Origin of the sequence: Ketogulonicigenium robustum, from assembly GCF_002117445.1 — a bacterium.
GTDB lineage: Bacteria > Pseudomonadota > Alphaproteobacteria > Rhodobacterales > Rhodobacteraceae > Ketogulonicigenium > Ketogulonicigenium robustum.
In genome coordinates this window covers 1425009-1444463 of record NZ_CP019937.1, presented here as the reverse complement: position 1 = coordinate 1444463, position 19455 = coordinate 1425009, and the positions used below count along the sequence as shown (strand labels likewise).

The following is a 19455-nucleotide window of genomic DNA, read 5'->3' as shown; positions in this document are numbered from 1 at the left end:
CGCGCGTGACAGATACCATATTCCCCCCGCCCGCCGTTCCCAGCCTGCCCGTTGTAGGCGAAACCGCACGTTTCGCGGTTGGCCGCATCTTCTGCATCGGTCGCAACTACGCCGCCCATGCCGCCGAATTGGGGAACACGATCGACCGCGAAGCGCCGTTTTTCTTTATGAAAGACGCCAACCATTTGGCCCAATCTGGGCAAGACCTGCCGTTCCCCCCCGCCACCGAGGATCTGCATCACGAGGTTGAGCTGGTCGTCGCAATCGGTGGTGAGGGGCACGATTTGACGCCCGACGCCGCCGCTGCATTGGTGTGGGGCTATGCAATCGGGCTGGATATGACGCGCCGCGACTTGCAAAACATCGCAAAGGCGGCGGGTCGTCCGTGGGATACAGCTAAAAACTTTGAAGACGCCGCCATTATCGGCCCGCTGACGCGCGGCTTTGAGCCCGATCTGTCAGCCCCGTTGCAGCTGACAGTGAACGGGGCGCTGCGCCAATCGCAGCCGCCGTCGGATATGGTGTGGAATGTGGCCGAGACCGTCGCCATCGTCTCGCGCCTTTATCACCTGCGCGCGGGCGATCTGATCATGACCGGAACGCCCGCAGGCGTTGGCAGGGTCCAGCCCGGGGACGTGCTGGTCGGCACCTTCCCCGGGTTGGAGGATTTGCGCGTCAGCTACCTTAGCTGATCACATCGGGCTGGTCGCGGCCGGTCAGCGCGTTGATTTGCGTCAGTGCGCCGGCGGCGGCGATCAGTTGGGCCAGGGCGCGCTGCGGGTCTTCGGCTTGGCGTTGCAGGTTCGGCTCGGGCTGCTCCAAATAAAGGCGCAACGTCGCACCGACCGTGCCGGTGCCCGACAGGCGCAGAACAGCGCGGGCACCGCCCTTGAAGAAAATCCGCAGGCCTTGGTTGGCACTGCGCGATTGATCGACCGGATCATCATAGGCGAATTCGTCGGCGCGTTCGATCACCAGCCCGTCGACGTTCTGGCCCGGAAGGCTGGCCAGCTTGTCGCGCAGGCCGTTGTAGACAGCATGGGCCGCTGCCGCATCGACGTTTTCATAGTCGTGGCGGGTGTAGTAATCGCGACCATAGGTGGCCCAGTGTTCGGCAAGCAGCGTTGTGACCGGCTTGCCCGTGGCCGCCAGAATGTTCAGCCACAACAGCACAGCCCAAAGGCCGTCCTTTTCGCGGACGTGGTTCGACCCCGTGCCCGAGCTTTCCTCGCCGCAGATCGTCGCCATGTCGGCATCCAGCAGGTTCCCGAAGAATTTCCAGCCGGTCGGGGTTTCGAAGCTGCAGATACCTTTGGCGGCGGCGACGCGGTCGGCGGCAGCCGAGGTCGGCATGGAACGCGCGATCCCTTTGGGCCCTTCGGCATAGGCGGGGGCCAGATGCATCAGCGCGGCCAGCACGGCAAGGCTGTCCGAGGGCGAGACATAAAGCCCCTTGCCCATGATCATGTTGCGGTCACCGTCGCCGTCGCTGGCAGCGCCAAAATCCGGCGCGTCAGGGGCGGACATTGTTGCCACCAGATCAGCTGCCCAGATGGGGTTCGGGTCGGGGTGGCCGCCGCCGAAGTCGGGCAGGGGTGTGTCGTTTACCACGCTGTCGCCGGTGGCGCCCAAGCGGTTCACGAAAATCTCGCGCGCGTAAGGGCCGGTGGCGGCGTGCATGGCGTCGAACTTCATTCGGAAGCCGCTCAGGAACAACGCGCGGATAGCGCTGAAGTCGAAAAGTGTTTCCATCAAGTCGGCGTAATCGGCGACGGGGTCGACCACCTCGACGGCCATCCCATCCAGATCGAAGGTGCCGTCCGTGTCCAGCGCAGGGGCCACTTGATCCGAGATCTGGTAGGCGGTGATGGTCTTCGTCGCCTCGAAAATGCGGTCAGTCACACTCTCGGGGGCGGGGCCGCCGTTTGGCATATTGAATTTCAGGCCAAAGTCGCCGTCCGGGCCACCGGGATTATGGCTGGCTGACAGGATCAGCCCGCCATCGGCACCGCGTTTGCGGATCAGGTGCGATGCGGCGGGCGTGGATAGCAGGGCGTTGCGCCCGACGATAATATGTTTGGCCCCACCGGCGGCGGCCATGCGCAAAATAATGCCCGAGGCCGTGTCGTTGAAAAATCGACCGTCACCGCCCAGCACCAGCGTTTTGCCAGCTACCCCGCCGATGCCATCAAAAATGGCTTGGACGTAATTTTCCAGAAAGTGGGGCTGCATGAAGACGGATGTTTGCTTGCGAAGGCCGCTGGTGCCGGGCTTTTGGCCCGCGATGGGCGTGGTCGCTTGGGTCTTGATTGCCAATTTCGGCGTTCCGCTATTGGGCCAACCCGTGGTGTGGGTGGCGGATTACAAATGTGTGAGCAGCTTGCTGGAGGAGGCAGCGCATTGTCAATGAGGCCCCCTTGTTTGTGGTGCATTCTGCACGGTCATCCGCCCAAAGGGGGTTGAAATCCAACCCTTTTGCCCTGACTGAATAGAACTGCCGCAACTGGACATGTCTGGAGATCCGTTTGAAGCAGCTTGTCAAAGTTGTACCGCTGCCCATCCGGCGCGCGTTTGTGTTTTTGATGGACGTGTGGAATCGTGGCTCGGGCGAGCATGTTGGCCTGATCGCGGCAGGCGTTGCCTTCTGGGGGGTCTTCGGCCTTTTTCCGGCGCTGACCGCGCTCATCGCGCTGTTCGGTATGTTGGCCGACCCGGTGGTTGTACAAAACCAACTGGCGATGGCGCGCGAATTCATGCCGCCCGCCGCCTATGATTTGGTCGCAGATCAGGTGAACCGGCTGATCGCACCGGGCCCGCGCACGCTGGGGTGGGCGACGACGGTTTCGACGCTGGTTGCCCTATGGTCGGCGCGCGCAGGCGTTGGGGCGCTGGCTGAAGGGTTGAACGCGATGCAGGGCACCCCCGCGCGCAATGGATTCGTGCATACTTTCGTTGCGATGATGATGACGATTGCGCTGGTCGGCATTGCGATGATCGGCTTGCTGGCAACTGTCATCGTGCCGCTGATCGTGGTGTTCTTCGACCCGCCTGGCAATGTCGCAACCTTGCTGAACGTGCTGCGTTGGACGCTGCTGCTCACCTCGGTGCTGTTCTGTCTGGGGCTGCTCTATCGCTATGGGCCGCAGCGGCGGCGCGGTTTGCGGTTCAGTTGGATCACACCCGGATCGGTTATCGTTCTGGGGTTGTGGCTGGCTGTCAGCTACGCCTTTTCCCTCTATGTCGGGAACTTCGGCAATTACAACGAGGTTTACGGATCTATCGGTGCCGTCATCGCGTTGATGATGTGGCTCTATATCAGTGCATATCTGGTGCTGCTGGGCGGCGCGCTGAATGCGGAAATCGCCGCAAGACGCGGCGCGGCCGTGATATAGGGCCGCGCCTTGGTCTAGTGTTCGCGATCGCGGTCGTTATTGCGCGTTGCGCCTGATGTGAACCCAGTTAAAAATGCCGAAATCAGCGCAAGAGCAGGGTCTATCGAGGGCGCGGGCGGCGCTGCCGGCTGGGCAGGCGGCTTATCGCGCCCCGCCAGCAGCAGCATGATCGCGCCGCCAATCACCCAGACGCCGGCAATAACCAACGCCGCAACCAAGGTGCTGGCCAAGTCGGCCAGCGCGATCCACGCAGCGACAGTCAGGAACGCCAGCCCGATCAGCAAGCTGATCGCCGCCAGTAGCGTCAAAAGACTGCGCCGCGTAACCGCTTCGATCTTGGCTTCGATCTGCGAAAACATTAGCGGCGGTTCATCAGAACGCCCAGCAGGAACCCGACACCAGCGGCAAGACCGACGGCTGTGCCCGGCTGCTTGCTAATGAAGTCCGAGGCCTGCTCGTAACCACGGGCGGCACCCTCTTTCAGGCGCTCGGCCTCGACATGTGCGCGATCCTCGACGTCGGATGCGATGTCGCGGGCACGGGTTTTGGCCGTCTTTACTGCTTCACCCGCACGCTCGCTGAGGCCACGGGCAGCGTCTTTGCCGGCATCGGCAAAATTTTCGGTGATGCGGCCCAATTCGGCCTTCAACGAAGCAACTTGATCCTGCAGATCGGAAATCACCTTGTCAGCTTGCTTTTCAGCCTGCTTTTCGGTCGTCGTCTTTTCAGTGGTAGCCATTTCATTGCTCCTCTTGGTGGCGATCAACACGGGTTGTTGCCGTGGTCGCCGCGTTAACAACGTCACGTACATTTTATGATATGGGCGTAAATAACCGCGTTGCAACGTTTTCGTTCATAAATCTTTCCGGCGCGCGCCGCCAGCGGGCGGCAAAGCGGGCTGCCGCGCGATCTATCGGGCGGCAAGGCTTGAAGCTGCCCGCGCGGGCCACTACAACTTTGATTCAGGACTTTTCATTCAGCGGCGGCCCTGCCGTCGCCATCAAGAAAGCAGGAACGATGCGCGATCCCGTTGAAACCTACATGAACCTCGTTCCGATGGTGGTCGAACAAACCAGCCGCGGCGAACGCGCTTACGATATTTTCTCGCGCTTGCTGAAAGAACGTATTATTTTCGTCAGCGGCCCGGTCGAGGATGGCATGAGCCAGCTGATCGTGGCACAACTGTTGCACCTCGAGGCGGAAAACCCCAAGAAAGAAATCTCGATGTATATCAACAGCCCCGGCGGCGTTGTGACATCGGGCCTGTCGATTTACGACACTATGCAGTATATTCGCCCCAAGGTTTCGACGCTGGTCATCGGGCAGGCGGCTTCGATGGGCTCGCTGTTGCTGGCAGCTGGTGAGAAAGACATGCGCTTCTCGCTGCCGAACAGCCGCGTGATGGTTCACCAGCCCTCGGGCGGGTTCCAAGGGCAGGTGACCGACATCATGATCCACGCCCGCGAAAGCGAAAAGCTGAAGCGCCGCCTGAACGAGATCTATGTCCACCATACCGGCCAAGATTACGAAGCGGTCGAGGCCGCGCTGGATCGCGACAACTTCCTGTCGCCTGCCGAAGCCAAAGCTTTCGGCCTGATCGACGCGATTTTGGAAAAGCGCGAAGATATTCCGGCGAAGTAAATAGCGACGGGCGGCACCGCCGTCCGTTAGCCATGCCCTTACGAAAGCGAAGGGCATACGGAATTTGGCATTGTAGACGGGACAGCCCTGTCCTACGTTCTTATTGCGGGGCAAAACCCCACCGAACTTGGCGAGGGCCAGAGGAGCAAGATGGCGAGCACATCCGGCAGCAGCGACAGCAAAAATACCCTCTATTGCAGCTTTTGCGGCAAAAGCCAGCACGAGGTGCGCAAGCTGATCGCAGGCCCAACGGTATTCATCTGCGACGAATGCGTCGAACTGTGCATGGATATCATCCGCGAAGAAACCAAGACCGGCGCTTTGAAGGTCAAAGATGGCGTGCCCACCCCGCGCGAAATTTGCGCGGTGCTGGATGATTACGTCATCGGCCAAGAACACGCCAAGCGCGTCCTCTCGGTCGCTGTGCACAACCACTACAAGCGCCTGAACCACGCCGCCAAAACGAATAACGACATCGAACTGGCGAAGTCGAACATCCTGCTGATCGGCCCGACTGGTTCGGGTAAGACGCTGCTGGCGCAAACGCTGGCGCGCATTCTGGATGTACCCTTCACCATGGCCGATGCCACCACGCTGACCGAAGCGGGCTACGTGGGCGAGGATGTCGAAAACATCATCCTGAAGCTGCTGCAGGCCAGCGAATACAACGTCGAGCGCGCGCAGCGCGGCATCGTCTACATCGACGAAGTCGACAAGATCACGCGCAAATCCGACAACCCCTCGATCACGCGCGACGTGTCGGGCGAGGGTGTGCAGCAAGCGCTGTTGAAGATTATGGAAGGCACGGTTGCCAGCGTTCCCCCGCAAGGTGGCCGCAAGCACCCGCAGCAAGAATTCCTGCAAGTCGACACGACGAACATCCTGTTCATCTGTGGCGGTGCCTTTGCCGGTCTAGACCGCATTATCGCGCAGCGTTCCAAAGGGCAGGGCATGGGCTTTAACGCCAGTGTCCGCGAGGTGGACGAGCGCGGCGTGGGCGAGCTGTTCATGGATCTGGAGCCTGAAGACCTGTTGAAATTCGGCCTCATCCCCGAATTTGTCGGTCGTCTGCCAGTGATCGCGACGCTGACCGACCTGGATGTCGCTGCGCTGATCCAAATTCTGAGCGAGCCGAAGAACGCGCTGGTCAAGCAATACCAACGCTTGTTCGACATCGAAGGCGTGAAGCTGACCTTTACCGAGGATGCGCTGAAGGCCATCGCCGAAAAAGCGATCGAGCGTAAAACCGGTGCGCGCGGGCTGCGGTCGATCATGGAAGGCATTTTGTTGGATACGATGTTCGAGCTGCCCGGTTTGGACACTGTGTCCGAAGTTGTCGTCAACGAAGAGTCGGTGAATCAGGGGGCCAAGCCCTTGCAGATCCACGGCGAGGAAAAGAAAGCCGCCGTCTCAGCCAGCTGAGGCGGTGGCCATACAAGAGGGAAAGATGGGCATACTGAAAACCGTGTCGCGTCTATTTACCTGGTGGAATGGCCGCACGCTGAACACCCAGTTTTTCACTTGGCGCATGGGCGTTCAGGTGGGAAAAGACGGTCAGGGTAATATCTATTACACCGACCGCGCGCGCGAACGTCGCTGGGTGATTTATGCGGGCGAAAACGACGCCAGCGTGATCCCTCCTGCATGGCATGGTTGGTTGCACCATTCCACGAACGAAATTCCGACCGATGTTTTGGCGGGCTTGCCTGCCGTAGCCAACCCCACTGGGTCTGATGCGGTTTGGGTTCCCGCAGGTTCAATCCTGCGCAAGGTGCCTGTGGTGCGCGAGGATTACGAAGCTTGGTCGCCCGAGGCTGCATCCAAGGTGCAGCGTGCGTAAACTTTCCGCGCTGCTGCTTGTCGTTTGCCTGCCTGCCGCAACCCTAGCGCAAGAAGCCGCGACCTCGGCACCCGGTGGTTCGCTGCGCGTGCTGGATAAGCTGAGCGGCACGGTGACTGATTTGAGCCTGCGTAACGGCGAAAGTGGCCGTGTGGGCATGCTGACTGTCACCTTGGGTGATTGCCGATTTCCGACTGAAAACCCGGCAGGCGATGCGTTTCAGATGCTGACGATCCAATTCGGAAACAACCTCGAGCCCATCTTTATGGGCTGGATGATCGCATCTTCGCCGGCGATCAACGCGCTGGACAATGCCCGTTACGATGTCTGGCCGCTGAGCTGCAGCACCTCGTGAACCTGCGGAACGCGCAGCTTCGCCTCGGTTTTCCTTGCAACTGCCTTGCTCAGCATCTCGCGATAGCTTTTGCGGGGCACCTCGTGCCCGCCAAGGCTGGCGAGGTGAGGGGTGAGGAATTGGGTGTCAAACAAGCTGTAGCCCGCGCTGCGTAGCGATGTCGTCAGGTAGGCGAGGGCGACCTTGGAGGCATCTGTTTGACGGGAAAACATACTCTCGCCAAAAAACGCGCCACCGATTTTCAGGCCGTAACTGCCGCCAACCAGATCGTCACCAGACCAGACCTCGACCGAATGGGCATGCCCCATGTCGTAAAGGGCGCTGTAGAGCGTAAAGATCGGAGGGTTGATCCATGTCTCGGGCCGATCAGCACAACCTGCCATGACAGGGTGAAACGCAGTATCGTAGGTGATGCGGAAATCTTGTCGCCTGATCCGCCGCGCAAGGCTACGTGAAATATGCAGGCCGTCGATGGGCAGCAAGCCCCTCATCTCGGGGTCGACCCAAAACAGGTGCGGGTCGTCGCGGCTTTCGGCCATCGGAAAAATGCCGAAGCGATAGGCCGCCAAAACGTCATCAGGCGTTAAGGCGGCCATCGTTCTTATTGGGCGTTGTAGCTTTCCAACCAGCTTTCCAGCCAGTGGATGTTGTAGTCGCCCGATTGAATCTGCGGGTCAGCAAGCAGCGCGTCAAACAGCGGGATCGTCGTGTCCACGCCGTCGATAATCAGCTCGCCCAGCGCGCGATGCAGGCGCGCCAGCGCCTCGGTCCGGTCGCGGCCATGCACGATCAGCTTGGCGATCAGGCTGTCGTAGTAGGGCGGGATCGAGTAGCCGTCATAGATTGCCGAATCCATCCGAACACCAAGGCCGCCGGGCGCATGGTATTGGGTGATTTTGCCAGGGCAGGGTGTGAAGGCGGGAACCTTCTCGGCGTTGATCCGGACCTCAATCGCGTGGCCGTTGATCTTCAGGTCGTCCTGTTCGAACGACAAGGGCAGCCCCGATGCTACGCGAATTTGCTCGCGCACCAGATCAACCCCGAAGATGGCCTCGGTCACCGGATGTTCGACCTGCAGGCGGGTGTTCATTTCGATGAAATAGAACTCGCCATTCTCGTACAGGAACTCGATCGTGCCTGCGCCGGCATAGCCGATCTGCGCGACAGCGTCGGCACAGGTCTTGCCGATACGGGCGCGTTCTTCGGCGGTGATGATCGGGCCGGGGGCCTCCTCGAGCACCTTTTGGTGGCGGCGCTGCAGCGAACAGTCACGCTCGCCCAAGTGCACGGCCTTGCCCTTGCCATCACCAAACACCTGCACCTCGATGTGGCGCGGGGTGGTCAGGTACTTTTCCATATAGACTTCGTCGTTGCCGAAGGCGGCTTTCGCCTCGGAACGGGCCGTCTGGAACGCGCGGTCGATCTCGGTCGCGTCTTGGGCGACCTTCATACCGCGCCCACCGCCACCGGCAGTCGCCTTGATGATGACGGGATATCCGATCTCCAGCGCGACGCGGCGGGCGTCCTCGACGGTGGGCACACCACCATCGGAACCCGGCACGCAGGGCACGCCCAGCGCTTTCATCGTATCTTTGGCGGTGATCTTGTCGCCCATGATGCGAATGTGTTCCGCGCGCGGCCCGATGAAGGTCAGCCCGTGATCTTCAACGATTTGCACAAAGTTCGCGTTTTCCGACAAGAAGCCGTAGCCCGGGTGGATCGCCTGCGCCCCGCTGATTTCGCACGCAGCGATGATCGCGGGGAACGACAGGTAGCTTTGCGACGAGGGCGGCGGCCCGATGCAGATGGCCTCGTCGGCCATGCGCACGTGCATGGCGTCGGAATCGGCTGTCGAGTGGACAGCAACGGTGGCAATCCCCATCTCGCGCGCGGCGCGGATCACGCGCAGGGCGATTTCGCCCCGGTTGGCGATCAGGATTTTATCGAACATGGTGCGACCTTACTCGATAACGACTAGCGGGGCGCCGTATTCGACGGGCTCGCCATCTTGGATCAGGATCTGAGTGATCTTGCCGCCACGCGGCGCCGGGATCTGGTTCATCGTTTTCATCGCTTCGATGATCAGCAGCGTATCGCCTTCTTTGACAGAGGCACCAACTGTGATGAACGACGGTGCACCCGGTTCGGGTTGCAGATAGGCGGTGCCCACCATTGGCGATTTCACGGTGCCCGGGTGCGATGCGGGGTCGGCTGCGGTTGCAGCAACGGTGGCGGCGATGGGGGCAGCAGCCACAGGGGCGGCGGCCATCACGGGCGCAGCTTGGACGATGGTTTGAACTTGGCGGCTGACCCGCACGTTCAACGTGTTGTCGTCACCATACTCGCGCTTGACCTCCAGCTCGGTCAGTTCGTTCTCGCGCAGTAGTTCGGCCAAAGCACGGATAAAGCTGACATCGCTGTCGTGAGAGGTCTGTTCGCTCATATTTTCCTCGCGTTTTTTACAGTCTTGGGGCCAAATGGCCGTGATTTCGGGCTTTATAGGCGATCTTGCCGACCGAGGAAAGCTTGCTGTGGTCAGCAAGCCTTCACAGGGGTGTTCCGTGCGTGCGCTAAAGGGGCGCGCAGGCTTGTTTCAGCCAAACGTTAACATCGCCGGAAAGACGCGGGCTGTAGCGACGGATGATCTCGTCGTGATAGGCGTTAATCCAGTCGGTTTCATCGCGCGAGAGGTGATTGGCGTCGATCAGGCGGCGGTCGAACGGGACGTAGGTTAACGTTTCAAAGGCCAACATGTCGCGTGCATCTGCCCCTGCCAGCGCTGGTGCCGCAACAACGGTGATCGCATTTTCCAGACGGATGCCGTAGTCGCCCTCGCGGTAATAGCCGGGCTCGTTCGACAGAACCATGCCTTCGCGCAGGGGGATGTCGGAGATGCGCGACAGGCGCACGGGGCCTTCGTGCACCGACAGGTAGGCCCCGATGCCATGGCCGGTGCCATGATCGAAGTCGCGGCCAGCTGTCCATAGATTGAAGCGGGCCAGCGTGTCCAAATGCATGCCGGCCACACCGCGCGGGAAGCGGGCGCGACTGATTGCGATCAGCCCCTGCAAGACGCGGGTGTAGTTTTCAATGGAATCGCTGGGTGCGGTGCCGACCAGCATTGTGCGCGTGATGTCTGTGGTGCCGTCGGCGTATTGGCCACCGGAATCGACCAGCATCAATTCGTTCGTGTTCAGGCGGCGGTTCGATTCCTCGTTCACGCGGTAGTGCATGATCGCCCCATTCGGGCCAGCGCCCGCGATGGTCGGAAAGCTGATCTCGCGCAGGGCGTTGGTCGCGGTGCGGAACCCTTCCAGCTGGACGGCGATGTCGATCTCGGTCAGCGCGCCCTTCGGGGCCTCGGCATCCAGCCATGCAAGGAAGTTGATCATGGCGACAGCGTCGCGGTCTTGTGCCAGACGCATACCCTCGATCTCGGCCGGGTTTTTGCACGCCTTGGGCATCAGGCAGGGGTCGAGGGCGGGGATCAACGTCGCTCCGCCGCCGACAAGAGTGCTGCCGATAATCGACGCGGCATTTGCCGGGTCGATCTGCACCTTGCCGCCCAGCGCAGCCAGTGCGGGCAGAAAATCGGCCTGATCCTGCACGGCGACGTCATCGCCCAGATGCGCGCGGACGTCGTCGGCTTTGCCAGGGCGGGCGAACAGCGTGCCGGTGCCATCGGCCCGCAAGATCAAGAACGCGTGCGGGATCGGGTTGTGCGCCACGTCGGTGCCGCGGATGTTCAGCAGCCACGCGATGGAATCGGTCAGCGTGATGACAACCGCATCCGCCCCCGCAGCTTGCAGGCCTGTCGCGATTTGCGCGCGTTTGGTGGCGTGGTCTACGCCCGCAAATTCCAGTGGATGCACGGTGAACGGGTCGGCGGGCGGGGCGGGGCGATCGGTCCAGATCAGGTCAACAAGGTTCTCCAGCGGCTTCAGCGCGACGCCCTTGGGGTCGAAGGTTTTATGCAGCGCCTTCACTTCGTCGATCGAATGCAGCCACGGATCAAAGCCCAGCACATCGCCGCTGTTCAGGCGGGGGGCGAGCCAGTCGGTCAGCTGTTCCTCGGGCCAGGGGACGGGGGTGAATTCGGGCATAGCGACCTGCTTGCGCACCTGCAAGCGATAGCGCCCGTCGATGAAGACGCCTGCCTCGTCCATGGTGACCACGCTGAAACCGGCGGAACCGGTGAAGCCGGTCAGCCAGCCAAGGCGTTCGTCACAGGGCGCGACGTATTCGCCCCGCCACGCATCGCCGCGCGGCACCAACCACGCGTTGACCCCTGCTGCTGCCATCTGCGCCCGCAGGGCCGCCAGCCGCGGCGGGCCTTGTTCGGGACGCGAGGCGACGGTGTAATTCTGGTACATGGCAGGTCCTTACTTGCGGTTGGCCATGGCCCGCGCGCGTTTGCGCGGGTCCGATTCAAATAGCGCGGCCAGTTGTTCTGTCATTGCGCCGGCCAGTTGGTCGATGTCTGTAATGGTGACGGCGTGTTGATAATAGCGCGTCACGTCGTGCCCGATTCCGATAGCTATCAGCTCGACCTGTTTTCGCTTTTCGATCATGGCGATCACGTCGCGCAAGTGCTTTTCCAAGAAGGTCGACGGGTTGGCCGATAGGGTGGAATCATCCACCGGCGCGCCGTCCGAAATGATCATCATGATCTTGCGGGCTTCGGGGCGGGCCCCAAGGCGGCGATGCGCCCATTCCAGCGCTTCGCCGTCGATGTTTTCCTTCAGCAGGCCTTCCTTCATCATCAGGCCGAGGTTGGCCTTGGCGCGCCGCCACGGGGCGTCGGCGGCCTTGTAGATGATGTGGCGCAGGTCGTTCAAACGCCCCGGCTGGGCGGGGCGGCCAGCAGCCAGCCACGCCTCGCGCGATTGGCCACCCTTCCACGCGCGCGTGGTGAAGCCCAAAATCTCGACCTTCACCCCCGACCGCTCCAGCGTGCGCGCCAGAATGTCGGCGCAAATCGCCGCGATCGAAATGGGGCGGCCGCGCATCGAGCCCGAGTTGTCCAGCACCAGCGTCACGCAGGTATCGCGGAATTCGGTGTCTTTTTCGACTTTGAAGGATAGGGGCAGGGTGGGGTTCGCAACCACACGCGCCAGCCGCGCGGCATCAAGGATGCCTTCCTCGCGGTCGAACTGCCAGCTGCGGTTTTGCTGGGCCATCAGGCGGCGTTGCAGCTTGTTCGCAAGGCGGCCCACAGCGCCCTTCAGCGGGTCAAGCTGTTGATCGAGATAAGCGCGCAGACGCTCGAGTTCAGTCGTATCGGCCAGATCTTCGGCGGCGATTGTCTCGTCGAATTCGGTCGTGAAGACCTTGTAGGTTGGGTCGGCGTCTGAATAGGGCGCGGGCGTCGGCGGCTCGGGCGGGGCGTCGGCGTCAGGGGACTGCTGTTCCTCGACATCCTCGGAATCGTCATCCTCGTCGCTTGAAACCTGTGCCTCGGCCTGATCTTGCTGCTCGTCTTGGCTCCGCTCGGGGGCGCTGTCCTGCTCGTCTTCTTCCTCGTCTCCGCCGGGCGACTCGGGGGCTTCTTCCTCCTCCTGCTCGGAGGCGTCTTCTTCGGATTCGGGATCCTCGACATCGGGGTCATCGCCCAACTGGTCGCCATAGCCTAGATCGCCAATGACGGCGCGGGCAAAGCGGGCAAAGGCTTGCTGGTTATCCAGCAGCTCGACGACTTGATCCAGACGTGCGCCGGATTGGGACTCGATATAATCGCGCCACAGGCTCAACACGTTGTCGGCGCCGGCGGGCAGGTCGCGCCCGGTGGCAAGCTGCCGCACCAGATAACCCGCAGCAGTCGCTAGCGGCGCGTCTTTCTGGTTACGGATTTGCTCGTACCCTTTGCGCTGCGCGTCATGGGCAATGCGGGCGTCGATGTTGTCGGCGGTGCCGGGCATGAAACGCGCGCCCAACGCCTCGACACGGGCTGCTTCCATCGCCTCATACAGCTCGCGCGCGATGGGGCCTTGCGGGGCGTAGCGCGCGGCAATTTGCGGGTCGTGATAGCGGTGGCGCAACGCCAAACCGTCAGCGGTGCCCCGCGCCAGCAACACTTCCTCGCGGGTGAGGCGGCGGCTGACTTGCGGCAGGCGCATGGCATCGCCCGACAGGCCCGGCGGGTCCAGCGTATAGCTGACCGACAGATCTGGGTCATCGGCCAGCACGCGGGTCGCCTCGGCCAAGGCTTTCTTGAACGGATCTGCGGGGTTGTCGGGCGTGTTTGTCATGCCTAAGATAAACCACCACGCGCGCGTACGGGCAAGGGCCAGTCGCCCTTAGCCGTGGTTGTGCATGTCGAATCGCTTGCGGGCTGCATCAATCGTATCCGCATTTTGAATCGCCCAGCTTGCCAGCGCTTCGACGGGGGCCTTCATGTCGCGGCCCAAGGCGGTCAGACTGTATTCGACCTGCGGCGGCATCGTCGGGGTCACATCGCGGATCACAATCCCGTCACGCTCTAATGATTTAAGGGTGCTGGACAGCATTTTTTGCGAGATATCGCCAATGTCGCGTCGCAGCAGATTAAAGCGTTTCGGCCCTGTTCCCAGCTCGCGTACGATCAGAAGCGTCCATTTATTGGCGATTCGTCCCAGCAGTTCGCTGGCGCGCAAGCAGCTAGAGGTTTCGTCATGGTAATCTGGTTGCATAATCGTGCCTTCTTGCGCCAGCTTTGCCGCTGCGCTTTATGGTAACCAATCGTAACTCACAAACCAATGGAAACCAACATGTCCAAGCCCAAGATTGCAATCATCATCGGCTCGACCCGCGATTCGCGCTTTGCCGACAAGCCCGCCCAATGGATTCTGGAACAAGCCCAAGCCCGCGACGACTTCGACGCCGAGCTGGTTGATCTGAAAGACTTCGATCTGCCGCTGTTCAACGAAGTTGCTTCGAACGCTTGGGTTCCCTCGCAAGATCCCGCTGCTATCGCATGGCAAAAGAAAATCGGCGAATTCGACGGCTACCTGTTCGTCACCGCCGAATACAACCACTCGATCACCGGCGCGCTGAAGAACGCGCTTGATCAATCGTCGGTCGAATGGGCCCGCAAGCCGATGTCGGCCTTCGGTTACGGCGGTCTGGGCGCTGGCCGTGCGGTCGAGCACCTGCGCGGTATCGCGGTCGAGCTGCAAATGGCCCCCGTCCGCAACGCCATCCACCTGGGCGGCGGCGAGTTCTTCAAGGTCCACCCCTTGGGCGGCGTGAACGCACCGATGTCGGATGTGGCCCCCGCGCTGGACGGCGCTGTCAAAGCCACCTTCGACGATCTGGTCTGGTGGGCGAACGCACTGAAGGCCGCTCGCGGCTAATCAGGGCGCTGCCTGAAACAGAAAACCCCGCCGTTTGGCGGGGTTTTTTTGTTGCGTGGCCGGGCCGCTTATTTGATCGCAGTGGAAACGGCGCTTTCGGGCAGTTCTTCGGCGAAGCAGCGCTGGTAGAACTCGGCCACGGTCTGACGTTCCAGCTCGTCGCATTTGTTCAGGAAGGTCAGGCGGAACGCATAGCCGACATTGCGGAAGATCTCGGCGTTCTGGGCCCATGCCAGCACGGTCCGCGGGCTCATCACGGTCGACAACTCGCCGTTGATGAAGGCCTTGCGCGTCAGGTCGGCGAGGGCGACCATCTGGCTGACAGTCTTGCGGCCTTCGGTCGTGTTGTAGTGGGCGTTCTTGGCCAGCACAATCGCAGTTTCTGCGTCGTGGCTCAGGTAGTTCAGCGTGGCCACCAGCGACCAACGGTCCATCTGGGCTTGGTTGATCTGCTGCGTGCCGTGGTAAAGGCCCGTCGTATCGCCCAGACCCACAGTGTTGGCCGTCGCAAAAATGCGGAAGAAGGGGTGGGGGTCGATGATCTGATTCTGGTCCAGCAGGGTCAGCTTGCCATCGGTTTCCAATATGCGTTGGATGACGAACATTACATCAGGACGGCCTGCGTCGTATTCGTCAAACACAATGGCGACGGGGTTGCGCAGGGCCCAAGGCAGAATGCCTTCCTGAAACTCGGTCACTTGCACGCCGTCTTTCAGCTTGATCGCGTCCTTACCGATCAGGTCGATACGGCTGATGTGGCTATCAAGGTTCACGCGAACGGTCGGCCAGTTCAGACGCGCAGCGACCTGCTCAATGTGGGTCGATTTACCTGTGCCGTGATACCCTTGGATCATCACGCGGCGGTTGTAGGCGAACCCGGCCAGAATTGCCAAGGTCGTGTCGGGATCGAACTTGTACGTCGGGTCGATCGCGGGCACGCGGTCGCTTGCCTCGGCAAAACCCTTTACGTGCATGTCGGTGTCGATACCGAAAACCTCGCGGACCGAGACATCCTCGGTCGGTTTGACGTTGTCTGTCGCCATGATCTTCCCCAAATGCTTTTCCTGACTAGTGGATGATCCGCGTGTGATGTGCAAGCCAGTCAGGCGCGCTTGCCGCAGCTTTGGGCAGCCAGCGCTATTCGTCGCGGAAACTGCGGCTTTCCTTGACCTGTTCCCACGCCCAAACGACTTGCTGCAGTTGTTCTTCCTGGCTGCGGTCGCCGCCGTTCATGTCGGGGTGCAGCATCTTGATCAGCGCCTTGTAGGCCTTGCGGATCTCGACCTTGGTCGCGGTTTCGGCGACTTCCAGAATCTCGACGGCGCGCCGTTCGGTGGGGGGCAGGCGGCGGCGGGCGCCTTCGGGGCCCGCGCGGCCGTGGTTGCGGGTAGCATTCTCGCCCAGCACTTCATGCGCGTCATCAACGCCAAGGCGCGCCCAAGCGCGTTGCTCGTCCGTGCGCTTGCCAAAGGGCTTGGTCGGGCCCCAGGCCTTTTCCCTGTCGATCTGGTCTTGCAACTCGGTCTCGGGCACGCCCTCGAAAAAGTTCCACTTCAGATTGTATTCGCGCACGTGGTCTTTGCAGAACCACCAGAAATCATCCAGCGTATCGGGCGATTTGGGCGCACGGAATTGGCCGTGTGCCTCGCAGCCCGGCTTGTCGCAGTTGCGGTTCGATGTTTCGACCGCACCCGACATTCCGCGTCTTGCGCGCGGGTTTTTCTTTTTTGCGGTTGATACGGATATATCAAAACCGAAGGGGTCGCTTTTCATCGTGACTGCCTTTCCGACACTGCCTGCCTTCCCGACTCGAGGGCGAGAGTTTAGATGAAGCGTCAGAGAATTGAAGAGGATGGTTGAAAAATATGACGATGGCCGAACAAATCCGCGCGCGCCTGACCGCTGCCTTTGAACCCCAGCACCTGAACGTGACCGACGATAGCGAACGTCACCGTGGCCATGCGGGTTATACCGAGGGCGGCGAGTCGCATTGGATCGTGGACATGCGCGCCGAAAGCCTGGCGCCGATGACCCGAATCGAACGACACCGCGCGATTCACACTGCGCTGGGCGCAGATATTATGGGCAAAATCCACGCGCTTTCGCTCAACCTCGATTAAGTGCTGTGCGGGCTAGTCCGCTTTCAGAGGCGGAATAATAGCCGATTTAAGCGGCGGCTCATCTGCGGTTGCGCCGCCCAGTGCCGCACCCCCCAACGAAGGGGTAACGCGGGGCTGGGCCGCTGGCGCATCCGCCACTTTGGGCGCGGCGATCGTGGGCGCAGGTACCGCGCTTGCGGGGGCGGTGGGTGCGATAGCTGGCGCCTGCTGCGGCGCGGCGACCGGCCGGCGGAAAACCAGCACACTTTGATACACCGTCGTGCGCCCCGTCAGGCCATGGCGTTCTTCGCAAGGTAGGCTTTCGGCGCGCTGGTAATCCCAGCCGTCGGCGGCCATCTCGTTCATCAGCACTTCCAGGGTGCGGGTGAAGCGGTCCTCGGTCGATTTAGCGCCACGGTGCTTTTCTGCACGGCGTGGGGCTGCGACGACGCGATATTCAAAAGTCATGGCCTTGCTCCTTTGCCGAGGGCGTTAAAGACCCAGCTTGCGCGCGACGATGTCGTTCACAGCCGCCGGGTTCGCCTTGCCGCCAGTCGTCTTCATGACCTGACCCACGAACCACCCTGCCAATTTGGGGTTGGCTTTGGCTTTTTCAACCTGTGCGGGGTTGGCAGCGATGACTTCATCGACTGCTGTTTCGATCGCGCCAAAATCGGTGACCTGACGCATACCGCGCGATTCGACGATCTCGGCCGGATCGCCGCCTTCGGTGTAGACGATCTCGAATAGGTCTTTGGCGATCTTGCCCGAAATGTCGCCTGAGGAGATCAGCGCCACGATGCCGCCTAGTTGGGCAGGCGATACGGGGCTGTCTTTAATCTCGCGGTTGTCCTTCTTCAGGCGGCCGAACAGTTCGTTGATGACCCAGTTGGCCGACAGCTTCCCGTCGCGGCCTTGGGCGACTTCCTCGAAGTAGACCGCGTTTTCCGATTCTGCCGTCAGCACGCTGGCGTCATATTCGGTCAGACCGAAGGCGGCCATGAAGCGCGCTTTTTTGGCGTCTGGCAGTTCAGGCAGCTTGCCGGCGATGTCGTCAACCCACGCTTGCTCGATCTCTAGCGGCAACAGGTCGGGGTCGGGGAAGTAGCGGTAATCGTGCGCCTCTTCCTTGGACCGCATGCTGCGCGTTTCACCCTTTTCGGGGTCGTACAGGCGGGTTTCTTGATCGATCGTGCCGCCGTCTTCCAAAATAGCGATCTGGCGACGGGCCTCATATTCGATGCCTTGCTGGATGAAGCGCATCGAGTTCATGTTCTTCAGCTCGCACCGTGTGCCAAGGTAGCCGAAGTCACCGGTTTCCATGAATTTTTCATAGGCGCCGGGGCGGCAGACCGACACGTTCACATCGGCGCGCAGGTTGCCGTTTTGCATGTTGCCGTCGCAGGTGCCCAAGTAGCGCATGATCTGGCGCAGCTTGCCAACATAGGCGGCGGCTTCCTCGGGGCCGCGAATGTCGGGGCGGCTGACGATTTCCATCAGCGCAACGCCAGTGCGGTTCAGATCGACGAAGGACATGTGCGGGTCCATATCGTGGATCGACTTACCAGCGTCTTGTTCCAGATGGATACGCTCGATCCGGACGCGGCGGGCAATGCCGGGGCCCATTTCGACCAGCACTTCGCCTTCGCCCACGATGGGGTGGTAAAGCTGCGAGATTTGATAGCCTTGCGGCAGATCGGGGTAGAAATAATTCTTGCGGTCAAACGCCGAGCGCAGGTTGATCTGCGCCTTCAGGCCCAGCCCGGTGCGGACGGCTTGGGCAATGCATTCTTCGTTGATGACAGGCAGCATACCGGGCATGCCCGCGTCCACAAAGGCGACGTGGCTGTTGGGTTCGGCCCCAAAGCCGGTCGATGCGCCCGAGAAAAGCTTGGCATTGGTGGCGACCTGCGCATGCACTTCCAGGCCGATGACCAGTTCCCAGTCATATTTCGCCCCGGCGATTACCTTGGGCTTTGGTGCATCGTAAGTCAGATCCAGCATTGTCACATTCCTCTGGTTTCGCACGTTCTGTAAGGCCTGCCGCGCCCCGCTTCAAGCCTTGGCGGGGCGGCAGGGGGTGCGCGGGTTTCTGCCGATCACGATTTGGGTGGGTAGACAGCCTGTCGTTTCGTAGCAATTGTTCGGCCCGATGAAACAGTCGAAAGACCGGGACAATTGTCGACCGTAACCCTATCGATCCGCAGATGGCTGGCTTTGGGCCTTGCTGCTGCGGCAATAGTGCCACTATCGGCCTGTGTGAGTACCGAAGCCACCGTACCAGCTGCACTGCCCATTATGCAGTGGGATCACCGCGCCGAGGCCCCCCAATGGACAGAAGCCACGCTTGACGCCCTGCGCACCGAAGGCGCGCCGCTGCTGTCCGAAGTTCCCAGCGACATCTCGACATGGTGCCCCGGCTACGCAACTGCGTCCGAGGATGACCGCGCGGCCTTCTGGGCGGGGCTTTTTTCGGCCCTTGCGCGGCACGAAAGCACTTGGAACCCGCAGGCTGTTGGCGGCGGCGGGCGTTGGTTCGGGTTGGTTCAGATCGCACCTGCAACCGCGCAAGGCCATGGATGCGATGCAAAATCAGGCACCGCGCTGCAAGATGGTACATCGAATTTGGAATGCGCGGTCCGCATCGCCACCAGCGCCGTAACGCGCGATGGCGTTGTGGCGACCGGTCGCGGCGGCCTTGCTGCCGACTGGGGGCCGTTTACCAACCCCGAGAAACGCGCGCAGATGGCGCGCTGGGTCTCGGCGCAACCTTACTGCGCAGGTTGATAAAAAGGCC

Annotated in this window: 22 protein-coding genes; 9 read left to right on the top strand and 13 right to left on the bottom strand. The window is 61.3% G+C overall.

Annotated elements, in window-relative coordinates; translation table 11 throughout:
• The first annotated feature begins 5 nt into the window (after positions 1-5).
• A complete protein-coding gene (locus BVG79_RS07285; RefSeq protein WP_085786308.1) occupies positions 6-692 on the top strand; it encodes a fumarylacetoacetate hydrolase family protein in 687 nt (228 codons plus the stop codon).
• Here the strand turns inward: BVG79_RS07285 and BVG79_RS07280 are convergent.
• Positions 685-2316 (bottom strand): alpha-D-glucose phosphate-specific phosphoglucomutase, encoded by a 1632-nt coding sequence (locus BVG79_RS07280; protein ID WP_085786307.1) that lies wholly within the window; start codon positions 2314-2316, stop codon positions 685-687. The genes BVG79_RS07285 and BVG79_RS07280 overlap by 8 nt on opposite strands.
• Before the next feature lie 209 nt (positions 2317-2525).
• Here BVG79_RS07280 and BVG79_RS07275 point away from each other — a divergent pair, with 209 nt between their 5' ends.
• Positions 2526-3392 (top strand): YihY/virulence factor BrkB family protein, encoded by an 867-nt coding sequence (locus BVG79_RS07275; RefSeq protein WP_085786306.1) that lies wholly within the window; start codon positions 2526-2528, stop codon positions 3390-3392.
• 14 nt (positions 3393-3406) lie between these two features.
• On the opposite strand, the gene BVG79_RS07270 is transcribed toward BVG79_RS07275, so the two are convergent.
• Positions 3407-3751 carry a phage holin family protein gene (locus BVG79_RS07270; RefSeq protein WP_085786305.1) on the bottom strand — a complete coding sequence of 115 codons (345 nt, stop codon included), beginning with the start codon at positions 3749-3751 and terminating at the stop codon, positions 3407-3409.
• Positions 3751-4131 carry an ElaB/YgaM/YqjD family protein gene (locus tag BVG79_RS07265; protein ID WP_085786304.1) on the bottom strand — a complete coding sequence of 127 codons (381 nt, stop codon included), beginning with the start codon at positions 4129-4131 and terminating at the stop codon, positions 3751-3753. Before BVG79_RS07265 ends, BVG79_RS07270 begins: the two co-directional genes overlap by 1 nt.
• 278 nt (positions 4132-4409) lie before the next feature.
• Here BVG79_RS07265 and BVG79_RS07260 point away from each other — a divergent pair, with 278 nt between their 5' ends.
• The 4 genes from BVG79_RS07260 to BVG79_RS07245 all read left to right on the top strand — a co-directional run bounded on the left by BVG79_RS07260 (position 4410) and on the right by BVG79_RS07245 (position 7228).
• Complete coding sequence (locus BVG79_RS07260) at positions 4410-5033, top strand: ATP-dependent Clp protease proteolytic subunit (protein ID WP_085787305.1); 624 nt, start codon at positions 4410-4412, stop codon at positions 5031-5033.
• A 150-nt stretch (positions 5034-5183) separates the two neighbouring features.
• Positions 5184-6455 carry an ATP-dependent Clp protease ATP-binding subunit ClpX gene (gene clpX, locus BVG79_RS07255; RefSeq protein WP_085786303.1) on the top strand — a complete coding sequence of 424 codons (1272 nt, stop codon included), beginning with the start codon at positions 5184-5186 and terminating at the stop codon, positions 6453-6455.
• A 25-nt stretch (positions 6456-6480) separates the two neighbouring features.
• A complete protein-coding gene (locus BVG79_RS07250) occupies positions 6481-6873 on the top strand; it encodes an NADH:ubiquinone oxidoreductase subunit NDUFA12 (RefSeq protein WP_085786302.1) in 393 nt (130 codons plus the stop codon).
• Complete coding sequence (locus tag BVG79_RS07245; RefSeq protein ID WP_085786301.1) at positions 6866-7228, top strand: DUF2155 domain-containing protein; 363 nt, start codon at positions 6866-6868, stop codon at positions 7226-7228. Before BVG79_RS07250 ends, BVG79_RS07245 begins: the two co-directional genes overlap by 8 nt.
• On the opposite strand, the gene aat is transcribed toward BVG79_RS07245, so the two are convergent.
• From aat to BVG79_RS07215, 6 genes are all read right to left on the bottom strand, one after another.
• Complete coding sequence (gene aat, locus BVG79_RS07240; protein ID WP_085786300.1) at positions 7192-7824, bottom strand: leucyl/phenylalanyl-tRNA--protein transferase; 633 nt, start codon at positions 7822-7824, stop codon at positions 7192-7194. The two genes, BVG79_RS07245 and aat, sit on opposite strands and share 37 nt — an antisense overlap.
• A 5-nt stretch (positions 7825-7829) precedes the next feature.
• On the bottom strand, positions 7830-9179 hold the full coding sequence (gene accC / locus BVG79_RS07235) for an acetyl-CoA carboxylase biotin carboxylase subunit (protein ID WP_085786299.1): 1350 nt from the start codon (positions 9177-9179) through the stop codon (positions 7830-7832).
• Positions 9180-9188: 9 nt separating this feature from the next.
• Positions 9189-9671, bottom strand: coding sequence for an acetyl-CoA carboxylase biotin carboxyl carrier protein (gene accB / locus BVG79_RS07230; protein ID WP_085786298.1), 483 nt, complete (start codon positions 9669-9671; stop codon positions 9189-9191).
• Between the two features lie 127 nt (positions 9672-9798).
• Positions 9799-11601: an aminopeptidase P family protein gene (locus BVG79_RS07225; RefSeq protein WP_085786297.1), complete on the bottom strand. Its 1803-nt coding sequence runs from the start codon at positions 11599-11601 to the stop codon at positions 9799-9801.
• A 9-nt stretch (positions 11602-11610) separates the two neighbouring features.
• Positions 11611-13476 carry a cobaltochelatase subunit CobT gene (cobT, locus tag BVG79_RS07220; RefSeq protein WP_085786296.1) on the bottom strand — a complete coding sequence of 622 codons (1866 nt, stop codon included), beginning with the start codon at positions 13474-13476 and terminating at the stop codon, positions 11611-11613.
• A gap of 48 nt (positions 13477-13524) precedes the next feature.
• Positions 13525-13896, bottom strand: a complete 372-nt coding sequence (locus tag BVG79_RS07215) for a winged helix-turn-helix transcriptional regulator (RefSeq protein ID WP_085786295.1) — start codon at positions 13894-13896, stop codon at positions 13525-13527.
• A 78-nt stretch (positions 13897-13974) separates the two neighbouring features.
• Between BVG79_RS07215 and BVG79_RS07210 the strand changes: the two genes are divergently transcribed.
• Entirely contained in the window at positions 13975-14559 is a 585-nt protein-coding gene (locus BVG79_RS07210) for an NADPH-dependent FMN reductase (protein WP_236951327.1), read from the top strand.
• 68 nt (positions 14560-14627) lie between these two features.
• On the opposite strand, the gene cobS is transcribed toward BVG79_RS07210, so the two are convergent.
• Together cobS and BVG79_RS07200 are read right to left on the bottom strand one after the other, a co-directional pair.
• Complete coding sequence (gene cobS, locus BVG79_RS07205) at positions 14628-15602, bottom strand: cobaltochelatase subunit CobS (RefSeq protein WP_085786293.1); 975 nt, start codon at positions 15600-15602, stop codon at positions 14628-14630.
• 94 nt (positions 15603-15696) lie between these two features.
• A complete protein-coding gene (locus BVG79_RS07200) occupies positions 15697-16332 on the bottom strand; it encodes a J domain-containing protein (RefSeq protein WP_085786292.1) in 636 nt (211 codons plus the stop codon).
• 92 nt (positions 16333-16424) lie between these two features.
• Here BVG79_RS07200 and BVG79_RS07195 point away from each other — a divergent pair, with 92 nt between their 5' ends.
• Entirely contained in the window at positions 16425-16679 is a 255-nt protein-coding gene (locus BVG79_RS07195) for a BolA family protein (protein ID WP_085786291.1), read from the top strand.
• Positions 16680-16691: 12 nt separating this feature from the next.
• Here the strand turns inward: BVG79_RS07195 and BVG79_RS07190 are convergent, their stop codons facing one another.
• Together BVG79_RS07190 and gatB are read right to left on the bottom strand one after the other, a co-directional pair.
• Entirely contained in the window at positions 16692-17126 is a 435-nt protein-coding gene (locus BVG79_RS07190) for a DUF4177 domain-containing protein (protein ID WP_085786290.1), read from the bottom strand.
• Between the two features lie 24 nt (positions 17127-17150).
• Positions 17151-18662 (bottom strand): Asp-tRNA(Asn)/Glu-tRNA(Gln) amidotransferase subunit GatB, encoded by a 1512-nt coding sequence (gatB, locus tag BVG79_RS07185; protein WP_085786289.1) that lies wholly within the window; start codon positions 18660-18662, stop codon positions 17151-17153.
• A 174-nt stretch (positions 18663-18836) separates the two neighbouring features.
• Between gatB and BVG79_RS07180 the strand changes: the two genes are divergently transcribed.
• The gene (locus tag BVG79_RS07180) at positions 18837-19445 is read left to right on the top strand and encodes a transglycosylase SLT domain-containing protein (RefSeq protein ID WP_085786288.1); all 609 of its coding nucleotides are present in this window, start codon (positions 18837-18839) and stop codon (positions 19443-19445) included.
• Positions 19446-19455 lie beyond the last annotated feature (10 nt).